The 11048-nt window shown below is 76.5% G+C and carries 11 protein-coding genes; 3 read left to right on the forward strand and 8 right to left on the reverse strand.

The features are described from left to right. Window positions 1-244 (reverse strand): transposase (locus tag BM048_RS12855; RefSeq protein ID WP_175499543.1); only part of this gene is annotated, 244 nt, incomplete at its 3' end. A 1-nt stretch (window position 245) separates the two neighbouring features. Between BM048_RS12855 and BM048_RS17915 the strand changes: the two genes are divergently transcribed. Both BM048_RS17915 and BM048_RS12865 read left to right on the forward strand, forming a co-directional pair. Next, complete coding sequence (locus tag BM048_RS17915) at window positions 246-659, forward strand: hypothetical protein (RefSeq protein WP_139224453.1); 414 nt, start codon at window positions 246-248, stop codon at window positions 657-659. A 28-nt stretch (window positions 660-687) separates the two neighbouring features. Continuing rightward, window positions 688-1848, forward strand: coding sequence for a hypothetical protein (locus BM048_RS12865; protein ID WP_139224454.1), 1161 nt, complete (start codon window positions 688-690; stop codon window positions 1846-1848). A gap of 69 nt (window positions 1849-1917) precedes the next feature. Here the strand turns inward: BM048_RS12865 and BM048_RS12870 are convergent, their stop codons facing one another. The 7 genes from BM048_RS12870 to BM048_RS12900 all read right to left on the reverse strand — a co-directional run bounded on the left by BM048_RS12870 (window position 1918) and on the right by BM048_RS12900 (window position 10098). Continuing rightward, window positions 1918-2118 carry a hypothetical protein gene (locus tag BM048_RS12870; RefSeq protein WP_090033680.1) on the reverse strand — a complete coding sequence of 67 codons (201 nt, stop codon included), beginning with the start codon at window positions 2116-2118 and terminating at the stop codon, window positions 1918-1920. A 126-nt stretch (window positions 2119-2244) separates the two neighbouring features. Then, complete coding sequence (locus BM048_RS12875) at window positions 2245-3645, reverse strand: MFS transporter (protein ID WP_090033682.1); 1401 nt, start codon at window positions 3643-3645, stop codon at window positions 2245-2247. Between the two features lie 64 nt (window positions 3646-3709). Further along, window positions 3710-4546 carry a hypothetical protein gene (locus tag BM048_RS12880; RefSeq protein ID WP_090033806.1) on the reverse strand — a complete coding sequence of 279 codons (837 nt, stop codon included), beginning with the start codon at window positions 4544-4546 and terminating at the stop codon, window positions 3710-3712. 76 nt (window positions 4547-4622) lie between these two features. Further along, window positions 4623-5945, reverse strand: a complete 1323-nt coding sequence (locus tag BM048_RS12885) for an allantoate amidohydrolase (RefSeq protein WP_239078796.1) — start codon at window positions 5943-5945, stop codon at window positions 4623-4625. Beyond that, window positions 5942-7132: a pyridoxal-phosphate-dependent aminotransferase family protein gene (locus BM048_RS12890; RefSeq protein ID WP_090033810.1), complete on the reverse strand. Its 1191-nt coding sequence runs from the start codon at window positions 7130-7132 to the stop codon at window positions 5942-5944. The genes BM048_RS12885 and BM048_RS12890 overlap by 4 nt, the downstream gene beginning before the upstream one ends. Before the next feature lie 156 nt (window positions 7133-7288). Continuing rightward, window positions 7289-8929, reverse strand: coding sequence for an AtzH-like domain-containing protein (locus tag BM048_RS12895; RefSeq protein WP_239078795.1), 1641 nt, complete (start codon window positions 8927-8929; stop codon window positions 7289-7291). A gap of 8 nt (window positions 8930-8937) precedes the next feature. Beyond that, the gene (locus tag BM048_RS12900; RefSeq protein WP_090033812.1) at window positions 8938-10098 is read right to left on the reverse strand and encodes an acetamidase/formamidase family protein; all 1161 of its coding nucleotides are present in this window, start codon (window positions 10096-10098) and stop codon (window positions 8938-8940) included. Between the two features lie 207 nt (window positions 10099-10305). Here BM048_RS12900 and BM048_RS12905 point away from each other — a divergent pair, with 207 nt between their 5' ends. Beyond that, window positions 10306-11040 carry a YoaK family protein gene (locus BM048_RS12905; protein ID WP_239078794.1) on the forward strand — a complete coding sequence of 245 codons (735 nt, stop codon included), beginning with the start codon at window positions 10306-10308 and terminating at the stop codon, window positions 11038-11040. Window positions 11041-11048: the final 8 nt, after the last annotated feature.

Below are 11048 nucleotides of genomic sequence, written 5' to 3' on the forward strand. Positions count from 1 at the left end.
GCTTGGGCACCGCCACCTCGATCGTCCCGACCCGGGTGTCCAGGTCCCGGTGCCGGTACCCGTTGCGGCGGTTGACCCGGTCCTGGCTGCGCTGGCCCCACTCGGCGCCGCACACCGCGTCGGCATCCGCCGAGAGCAGCACGTCGATGAACGTGCTCAGCAGGTGACGCATCAGATCTGGGGAAGCCTGCTCCAGGTGCTCGTGCAAGAACCGGGCAGGGTCGATACTCGTCGGTGCGGTCATCGTGTTGCTCCACTTCGAGAGTGCTGTGAGAGGTTCACTCGAAGGGTCACGCGGTGACCGCGTCCTCGTCTACGACGACGCGCCCACCGGGCTACCGGTACACCACTCTGCTGGACTCAACTCAGGGACGTTGCTCGGTGCGGTGAGCAACGACGGTGAGGTGGATGCTGAGGTCGTCGTTTCGATCATGGACCGCGACCCGGCAGCGACCATCGAGGTGACTGCTGGGCAGACGGTGCTGTTGGGGCCGCGGGACACGCGCGTGCGTCTGGCCGACATGCCGCAGCCTCCGGGCGCGACCGTGGAGATGACATTCGCATCGCCTGAGCACGGCACGGCGACCCTGGAGCTTCCGGTCCTGGACGACACGTTCGAGCGGTACGAGGAGTTGGTGCCCACTTCGAGTGGTCGTTGAGCGACCGGGCCGCCCTACGATCCGCACCGTGCTCACCTCCTCGCGCGGCGCCGCCCGTCCGCCCCGGCGCGCCCGCGCCGCACTGCTCGTCGCCGTCGCCCTGGCCCTCGTCGTCCCCCTCGGCGCCGCCCGGCCCGCCGCGGCGGCCGATCGCGGGAGCTCCCTGCTCGTCGGGCAGGAGCTGCTCGTCGGTGACCGCCTCCTCGGACACGGCACCGAGCTGGTCCTGCAGGGCGACGGCAACCTGGTGCTCTACGTGTCCGGCACCGCGGCGTGGCACGCGGGGACGGCCGGGACCGATGCGGACCGCTTCGCCGTGCAGACCGACGGCAACGCCGTCCTCTACGACCGGGCGGGGCGCCCGCTGTGGCAGTCCGGGACGCGCGGCGAGGGCGTGCGCCTCGAGGTGGGCACGGGCCCGGGCCTCGATCTGTACGCGGGGGACGGGCGGCTCCTCTGGACCGTCCGGCGGCCGACGGTCCCGGCGGAGATCGGCCTCGACACACGGGTGACCCAGATGCTCTCGCCGAACGGCGCCGTCCGGCTCTCGGTCGACACCGGCGACTGGTCCGTGCGCGCTCTCGGGGCGACGGTCTGGCACACCCAGACGCGCGGGGGCGACGTCACCCTCGTGCTGCAGGGCGACGGCAACCTCGTGGCCTACCACCCGAGCGGTCGGCCGCTGTGGCAGTCCGGCACCGCGGGACGCGGGGTCGTGCGGCTCGTCCTCCAGGACGACACGAACCTCGTCCTGTACACGGCCGAGGGCCGGGCCGCCTGGTCCTCGTCATGGTCGCCTCGCATGCCCGGCGACTGCCTGTCCTTCGGCAACGCGCTCTGCACCGGTCAGGTGCTCCTGCCCGGGGACGAGCTGCGGACCGGACTGCCCGACGACCCCGCGCCCCACCGGCTCGTGCTGCAGCGCGACGGTAACCTCGTGCGGTACGCGCCCGACGGTCGCGCGACGTGGTCCTCCGGCACCGTCGGCTCCGTCGCCGTCGAGCTCGGCCTGCGTCGTGACGGCGAGGCGGAGCTGCGCCGGGCGGACGGTTCCGTCGTGTGGACGAGCAGGACCGCGGCGGACATGAGCAGGGCCCCGTGGTCCTGGCTGGTCACGCCCTACGTGGGCATCGCCGCCGACGGGTCCCTGTGGGTGGACCGGTTCAGCGGCAGGGCGACCTTCGCCTGACGTCGGCGGGCGTCCGTGCTCGGGCCGGGCGCACCGGAGGAGCGCCGGCGGCGGCCATCGACGCACCCGTCAGGGCCCCTCGTCAACGAGCACGCCCGCGGGGCTCGCGGCCGCGGCGCGCCGGGCCGCCGCCGCCCGGATGCGGGCGCGTCGCAGCACGGCCCATCGTCGGCGCAGCACCACCAGCACCCACCCGACCAGGACGGGCAGCCCTGCGGTGAGCAGGGCCCCCGCCACCACCCACGCCACCAGGCCCGACAGCACGCTCACCCCGTGACTGTCGGTCCCGGTCGCGACCGTGTCCCGGTGGGTGGCCGGTTGTCACCCGGTACATCACCCGTCCGGATGACCCGCGGTCGAGCGAGGGGGTTCGACGGCGCTGCCGCCGCGGGACGGTCAGCGGGCGCCGACCGCCGCTCGCTCCCCCTCGGCGGGCACGGCGTCGTCCATCTCGACGTCGCGGGTCTCCCGCGAGAGCGTCAGGGCGACGAGCGTCACGACGGCCGCGGCGCTGAGGTAGACGCCCACCAGCCACGGGCTGCCGCCGGCCCGCGCCCAGAGCGCGACCGCGACGATCGGCGCGAGCGCCGCGCCGAGGATGGAGCTGACGTTGTAGGCGATGGCCGAACCCGTGTACCGCACGTGGGTCGGGAACAGCTCGGGCAGCAGCGCGCCCATGGGGCCGAAGGTCGCGCCCATGAGCGTGAAGCCCAGGACGAGGAACGCCTGCACGAGCGCGCCCGTGAACGCCCGGTCGGGCCGGTCGGCGAGGAGCAGCGCGAAGGTCAGCCCGAAGACGGCGATGAGCGCCGTGACGACGAGCAGCAGCCGCCGGCGCCCGACGGTGTCCGCCACGGGCCCGGACAGCAGCGTGAACAGGCCGAAGAACACCACGCCGACGATCTGCATAAGCACGACGTGCGTGTAGGGGATGCCGAGACCCGGCGTCGCGGCGTCCTGCCCGGCGGTGGCGTAGCTCAGCGTGAAGCTCGTCATCAGGTAGAACAGCACGTAGGTCGCCAGCATGATGAACGTCCCGAGGACGAGCGCGCGGCCGTGGTTGCGGACCGCGTCACCGAGCGGCAGGCGACGGATGGCGCCCGCCTCCTCGACCTTCGTGAACGCGGTGGACTCGACCAGCCGCAGCCGCACCCACAGGCCGACGACCACCATCACCGCGGAGAACAGGAACGGGATCCGCCAGCCCCAGGACAGGAACGCCTCGGAGGGCAGGAGCGGGTCCTGCGCGTGCGGCAGCGCCGCGTTGATGCTGAGGAACAACCCGTTGGCGATGATGAAGCCCAGCGGTGCACCGAGTTGCGGGAACGTGCCGTACCAGGCGCGCTTGCCGCGCGGCGCGTTCTCCGTGGCGACGAGCGCGGCGCCCGACCACTCCCCGCCGAGCGCGAAGCCCTGCGCGAGGCGCAGGACGAGCAGGAGCGCGGGGGCGAGCAGCCCGACCTGGTCGTACGTCGGCAGCACGCCGATGAGGAACGTCGCCACGCCCATCACCAGCAGCGACCCGACGAGCGTCGCCTTGCGGCCGCGTCGGTCCCCCAGGTGCCCGAACACCACGGCTCCGACCGGCCGCGCGACCATCGCGGCGCCGAACACCGCGAAGGAGGCGAGCAGTGCGGTCGTCTCGTTGCCGGTCGGGAAGAACAGCCGCGGGAAGACCAGGACGGCGGCCGTGGCGTAGACGTAGAAGTCGTAGAACTCGATCGTCGTGCCGACGAGGCTGGCGGTGACGACGCGGGACCGGCTGTTCGCCGGGGCGGGGGCTGGTGCGACGGACATGGCCGGCGACGCTACGTCCGTTCCAGCACTCGGACCGAGTGGGACCAGCAGATGGGACGAACCGTCAGAAGTCTCCGCCGTCGAAGCCGCCCGCATCGAAGCCACCCGCATCGAAGCCGCCCGCATCGAAGCCGCCATCGAAGCCGCCGCCGTCGAACCCCGGGTCCTCGTAGCCGCCGCCGTCCGCCTGCACGTCGCCACCTGTGTCGGCGGCGTCGCCGTCGCCGTACCCGTCGCCGTAGCCGTCCGCGTAGGCGTCCTGCATGTCCCCGGCGCCGAACCCGTCACCCATGTCGAACATCGCGTCGGCGATCGCGGTGCCGACGAAGGCGCCGGCCACGCTCGCGAGCAGCGAACCGGCGAGCATGCCGCCCATCGACATGCCACCGCCCCCGAACCCGCCCCCGAACCCGCCGCCGTAGCCGCCGCCGTACCCGCCACCGCCGAAGGACCGCTCGAGCGTGCCCGGCCGGCGCAGCTCGGCGCGCGTGGCCATGCGCGCCAGGGACCGCGGGTCGTCGGCGGTCGACCGCTCCCCCGGCGGCACCTGGTCGGAGAGCTGCTCCAGCACCTGACGCCGCTGCTGCGGCGTGAGGGCCGCGAAGGCCTCCGCGTGCGCCTCCTCGATGCGCTCCGGCGGTGCGGTGCGCAGCAGGTAGCGGTAGCGCTCGACCGCCTGCTCGTCGGACAGGGCGGCACCGCGGCCGCCGGCCGGGCTCCCGGCGCCGCCGGGCGCGGGCGCGCCGGCCCCGCCGGGCGCCTGCCACGGGTCACCGGTGCCGTTCCACCCCGGGGCCGGCGCCGCGGTGGTGGCCCGGCTGCCGCTGTCGCGCCCGTCGCCCTGCCCGTGGCCGCGCCCGTCGCCGCGCACGCGTCCCAGGAGCCGGTCGAGCAGTCCCATCGTGGCCTCCGTCGTCGTCGTGCGGCCCGGCGGCCGCGCCCGTCCCCCGGCGCCCACTCTTCCCGGCGGAGGCCGCTCAGGCCACCGCGCGCTCGTGCGCGAGGTGCACGACGGCGGCCGCGAGCGCCGCGATGCCGCGCTCGACGTCGGCGGCGGCGACCCCCTCGTCGGGGTGGTGGCTGATGCCGTCCGGGTTCCGCAGGAAGAGCATGCCCACGTCGGTGAGGCGCGCGACGGCCATGCCGTCGTGGCCGGCGCGGGAGAACAGGGACGCCGCCTCGCGCTGGCCGGTCGCGCCGATGCCGGCGTGCAGGACGTCCTGGAACAGCCCGCCGCACCGCACCGCCGGCGCGTCGTGCACCGTGCGGGCCGACCACGTCAGCCCCCGGCGCCCGGTGATCGCGTCGAGCTCGGCGGCGATGCGGGACCAGGTGGCGTCCCGCGTCTCGTCGAGCTCGCCGCGCAGGTCCAGCGACAGCCGCACCTCCCCCGGGACGACGTTCGCCGCTCCCGGGAACGCCTCGAGCTGCCCGACCGTGCCGACGACGTGGTGCTCGCCGCGGCAGATGCGCTCGACGGCGAGCACCGCCTCGCTGGCGCCGACGAGCGCGTCCCGGCGCGCGTCGTAGGGCGTGCCGCCGGCGTGCCGCGCCTCCCCGACGACGGACAGCGCGTACCGCCGCGCGGAGGCGATGGACGTGACGACGCCCAGGGCCTCGCCCTGCCGGTCCAGCTCCGGACCCTGCTCGATGTGCGCCTCGAGGTACCCCACGAGGTCGGCGGGCGCCCGCGCGGCCTCGGCCACGCGGGCGGGGTCGAGCCCGAAGGCGGTGAGGGCCTCGCGCAGGGTCACGCCGTCGCCGTCGCGCAGGTCCCACCACGCGGGGTCCCACGCACCGGCCAGTGCGGCGCTGCCGAGCAGCGCCCGGCCGAACCGCGCACCCTCCTCGTCCCAGAAGGCGACGACCTCGAGCCCGAACGGCCAGGACGGCACGTGCGCGGCCAGCAGCCGCACGACCTCGACGGCCATGAGGACGCCGACGATGCCGTCGTAGCGGCCCGCGTCGCGCACGGTGTCCAGGTGCGAGCCGAGCAGCAGGACGGGCCCGTCGGGGTCGCGGCCGGGCAGGCGGCCGACGAGGTTGCCGACGGCGTCCTGCCGGGTCGTCAACCCGGCCTCCGTCATCCAGCGGGCCGCGACGCGGTTGGTCCGGGCGTGCTCGGGTGACAGGTAGACGCGCTCGATGCCGCCGGTCATCGACGTGATGGCGGCGAGCTCGTCGCACCGTGCCATCACACGGCGGGCCGCGGCGTGCACGAGGTCCGGCGGCAGCGGCGGCAGGGCGCCGGTGCCGGTGCCGGTGCCGGTGCCGGTGCCGGTGCCGATGGCCGGGCTCACGGGGCGCGCACCTCGTCGTACACCGCGTACGCGGCGTCGACCCCGCCGCCGGGCGGCACCCGCACCCCGCCGCGGCGCAGCACCTGCTCGAGCGCGGCGAGCGTGAGCAGCACGGTGTCCTGGCGGGCGTTGTAGCCCATGGTGCCGATCCGCCACACGCGGCCGTGCAGCGGCCCGAAGGAGGTGCCGATCTCGATGCCGAAGTCGGCGAGCATCGCGGCGCGGCCGGCGTCGCCGTCCAGGCCGGCGGGGATCTCCACCGCGACGACGTTGTGCATCTTGTGCGCCACGTCGCCGAAGACCTGCAGGCCCAGGCCGCGCACGCCGGCCAGCATGGCCCGGCCGTGCAGTGCGTGCCGGTCGATGACGGCCTGCCGGCCCTCCTCGAGCAGGATCCGGGCGCACTCGCGGGCGGCGTAGAGCATGCTCGTCGCCTCCGTGTGGTGGTTCAGGCGCCGCGGCCCCCAGTAGTCAAGGATCATGCCGAGGTCGAAGTAGTTCGAGCGGATGGGGTCGTCGGCGTCCGCGTCGCCCTCCTCGCGGATGCCCGCCTCGACGCGGGAGCGCGCCCGGACGACCTCCACCGCCCGGGGGGACAGGGTGATCGGCGCGCTCCCCGACGGCCCGGCCAGGCACTTCTGCAGGCCGGCGGTCGCCGCGTCCAGGCCCCACGCGTCCGCCTCGAAGGGGTTGCCGCCCAGCGACGCGGTGGCGTCGGTGTAGAACAGCACGCCGTGCCGGGCGCAGATCTCGCCGAGGTCCTCCAACGGCTGGCACATCGTCGTCGACGTGTCCCCCTGCACGACGGCCAGGAGGTGCGGGCGCACGCGCACGACCGCCTCCTCGACCGCCGCCGGCGTGACGACCTGCCCCCACGGCGCCTCGACCGTGTGCACCTCGGCCTGCGCGCGGTGGGCGATCTCCGTCAGCAGGTGCCCGAACCGCCCGAACACGGGGACGAGGACGCGCTGACCCGGCCGCACGAGCGACACGAGCGCCGCCTCGATGCCCGCCCGGGACGTGCCGTCGACGAGGAACGTCGCCTCGTTCGTCGTCGCCCAGACCTGCCGGTACAGCGCCATGGTGTCGTTCATGTAGCCGGTCATCACGGGGTCGTACTGCCCGATCAGCGGCGTCGACAGCGCGCGCAGGACGCGGGGGTCCGCGTCGATGGGACCGGGGCCCATGAGCAGGCGCGCGGGCGGGTTGACCGGGCCGGGCAGGTACGCGGCCGGCAGGGATGTGGCGGGTGCGGGTGTGGCGGGCAGGGCGGTCACGCGGGGCCTCTCGGGTGGTGACGGGGCGGGGCGGTGGGACAGGGGGCGTGGACGAGGGCGAGGCGGTCAGGGCACGCCGGCGAGCGCGCGCCCGTGCCCGACGAGCGCGAGGTCGGACCCGGGCGGGCCGACGAGGCTCACGCCGACCGGCGCGGGCCCGAGCGGCGACGGCACGACGAGCGCCGGCACCGACAGGGCCGGCAGGCCGCCGAGGCCCGCGAGCGCCGTCGTGCGCAGGGTCGCCCCGCGGACGGCCTCGAGGGTCTCGGCGTCCGCCGTCCGGGACGGGGCCGGCCCGGGGGCCGTCGGCAGCACGAGCAGGGCGTCGTCGGCGACGAGGGCCCGCACGCGGTCGCGCAGGACCTCCGCGGCGGCGCGCGCGGCGGCCTCGTCGGCGGACGTGATCGTCGCGGCGACGGCGAACCGCTCGCGCACGCCCGGACCCAGCGCATGCGGCTGCGCGGTCACCCAGGCGCCGTGGGCGCGCCAGGCCTCGGCGCCCTGCACCGTGCGGAAGGCGTCGAGCCAGTGGTCGAGCGGGCCGACCTCGACGGTCTCGACCACGACGCCGTGCCCGTCGCGCACCCCGTCGAGCCAGGCGGTGAAGGCCGCCCGGGTGCCGGGCTCCGCGACGGCGAGGGCTTCGGCCGGCACCCGAAGGCGCAGGGGTCCGCCCGTGCCGTCCGTCGCCCCCGGCAGGCACCAGCGGACCACGGCCTCCAGCGTCGCCCCGTCACGGGTCAGCCACCCCACCGTGTCGAACGACGGCGCCAGGGGCAGCACCCCCTCCCGCGGCACGAGCCCGTGGGTGGTGCGCAGGCCCCACAGGCCCTGGTAGCTCGCGGGCACCCGCACCGAGCCGGCGGTGTCGGTGGCCAGGCCCACGTCGGCCTGGCCGGTGGCGACCGCGCTCGCGGGCCCGCTCGACGAGCCCCCCGGCAGGGCGCCCGGCACCGCGCCGTTGACGGGCGTGCCGTGGTGCGCGTTGACGCCGGCGATGCTGTACGCGAGCTCGTCGGTGCGGGCGATGCCGCGCACCGACGCGCCGCCGTCCAGCAGGTCCGCGACCGCGGGGGCGTGCGCGCGCTCCGGCGACGCCCCGCGCAGCCACGCGGGGTTGCCGGCACCGACCGGGTGCCCGGCCACGGCGACCACGTCCTTCACCGCGACGTGCAGCCCGGCGAGCGGCCCGGTCGCCGCGCCCGCGTGCAGGGGGTCGCCGACCACCCGCCAGACGGCGCGGTCGAGGGCGGCCGGCCGGCCGGTGACGTGGGCGGCGAGGACCCGCCACGTGCCGTCGTCGTCCGTCCACACCTGCGTCTGCAGGCCCGACCCGCCGCCGGCGTAGGCGGACACCCCGACGAGGAGCCACGTCCCGGGCGCGAGCCGCCGCGCCTCGAGCCGGGCCGTCCGGCGGGGCGCCACGCCACCGCGCGCGCTGCGGAAGGCGCGGATGGCGTCGTGCCCGACGAGCAGCCCCGCGGCGTCGCCGCGCAGCGTCCCGGGCCCGGCGACGAACGCGTCGTCGAGCGCGACGAGGTCGTCCGCCGCGAGCGCGGCCTCGTAGGCGTCGAGAGCCACCAGCAGCGCCGCGGGCACGGTCTCCCCCGTCCGCGGGTCGACGACGGGATCGGCGGGGGTATCGACGGGGGTATCGACGGGGGTATCGACGGGGTCGACCACCGGGCCGGCGGACGGCGCGGTCACCGGTCCCGTCACGGCTGCACGCCCGGCGCCGGCGCCGCGGGCGACGCCGCCACCCCGGGGTCCCCCAGCACGGGCACGGGGGCGGCGGCCGGCGGCACGTCGGCGAAGTCGGCGAGCCGGATGCGCGCGTGCGCCCCGCACACGCGGTCGACGACCTGCGAGATGTCGACGTCGGTGGCCGCGGACAGGTAGGCGAAGGCGAGGTGCTCGGCCATGCCGTACCGGGCGACGAGCACGGCCAGCGCCGCCCGCACGCAGCGGCGCACCGCCTCGTCGAGGTCCGGGTCGAGGCCGGTCGGCACGAGGTGCTCGGGCGTGCGCAGCAGCGGCCCGTCGAGCTCGCCCAGGGCCGCCAGGGCCTGTGCGCGCGGCACCACGTCCACGCGCAGCCGCACCCGCAGGGACGCCTCGAGCGCCGTGAGCGCCACCTCGCCGTCGCCCTGCGCGAAGTGCGGGTCCCCGACGTACAGGCCCCCACCGGGCACCTGCACCGGCAGGTAGAGCGTCGTGCCGACCTGCAGGAGGTTGATGTCGATGTTGCCGCCGTGCGCGCCGGGCGGCACGGAGTGGGCGCGCTCGTCGCCCGCCGTGGCGACGCCGACGATCCCGAGGAACGGCGCGAGCGGCAGCGCCACCACCCGCGCCCCGCCGTCCTGCAGCGGCAGCAGCCCGACGAGGCCGTCGCCGCGACGCCCGACCGGCGTGAACACCGACACCGCGCGCTCGCCGCGCGGCAGCTCCCCCGGCAGCGCGCCGCGGCCGTGACGGTTGGAGATGACGCCGTAGGGCACGCGGGGGTCGGCGGCGAGGACCGTCACCGCCAGCAGGTCACCCGGCTGCGCCCCCTCCACGTGCACGGGCCCCGTGACGACGTGCGGGCCGTCGGAGGCGGGGTCGCGGTGACAGGCCGCCGCGACCTCCACGGCGTCGCGCAGCACGTGCGGCGCGCTCACGCCGTGCCCCGTGAAGTAGGCGAGCGGGTCCGAGCCCTGGTCCTCGAGCAGGCCCTCGTGGCTGACGGTGTCGACGACGAGCTCGTCGCCCGCGGCCAGGCGCAGCACGGGCGCGTCGGCCGCGCACGGCAGGCGGCCCCACAGCACGGTCCCCGGCGTGGACGGCAGGTAGGCGACGCCCTCCGGCAGGCCCTCGCCGGGCTGCAGCACCGGCACGGCGGGACGCGCGAGGACCGCGACGACCGGTGTGGCGGCCGGTGCGGCGGCCGGTGCGCTCGGCGGGGTGGTCACGGGCGGGTACCTCCGGGGGACGGGACGGGCAGGACCGGAACCGGTAGGACCGGGGCGCGGCGGGCGGCGGCGGGACGGGCGAGGGCGGGACGGGCGGCGGTCGCCGGGTCGGCGGCTGCCAGGATGTGCGCCGTGACCTCCCCGCGCGCCCCCCGTGACCCCGCCCGCCTGCACCTGGTGCTCATGCTGGCGCTGACCTTCACGACCGGGATCGTCGACGCCGTCGGGTACCTCGGCCTGGACCGGGTCTTCACCGCGAACATGACGGGCAACGTCGTCATCCTCGGCATGGCGCTCGCGGGCTCGGACGACCTGCCGGTGCTCGGCCCGGCGCTCGCCCTGGTCGGCTTCATGCTGGGGGCCGCCGTCGGCGGACGCGTCACGGCTCGGGCCCCGCAGGGCTGGAGCGGCCGGTCGACCGGCACCTTCGCGGCGACGGGGGTCCTCGCGCTCGGGCTGGGCGTCGCGGCGCTGCTCGAGCCGCCCGCCGAGCGCACGGTCTGGGCCTTCGCGGTGACGACGGTGCTGGCCGTGGCGATGGGGCTGCAGGCGGCCACCGCCCGCCGGCTCGCGGTCAAGGACGTCACCACCGTCGTCGTCACCTCCACGCTCACGGGGCTGGCGGCCGACTCCCGCCTGGCGGGCGGCACCGGTGCGGGCTGGGCGCGGCGGCTGCTCGCGGTGGTGCTCATCCTGGCCGGTGCGGGGGTCGGCGCGCTGCTGCTGCACGTGGGCGGGCAGTCGGGCGTGGGGACGGGCATGGTCATCGCGGGCGTGGCGACGCTCGTCGCGGCCACCGTCGGCCACCGCTGGGCGCACCACCGCCGCACCCCGGCACCCGCCGCACCGGACGCCGCCCGCGCCTGACGGCCCCG

The organism is Cellulomonas marina (genome assembly GCF_900111925.1).
GTDB classification, from domain to species: Bacteria; Actinomycetota; Actinomycetes; order Actinomycetales; family Cellulomonadaceae; genus Cellulomonas; species Cellulomonas marina.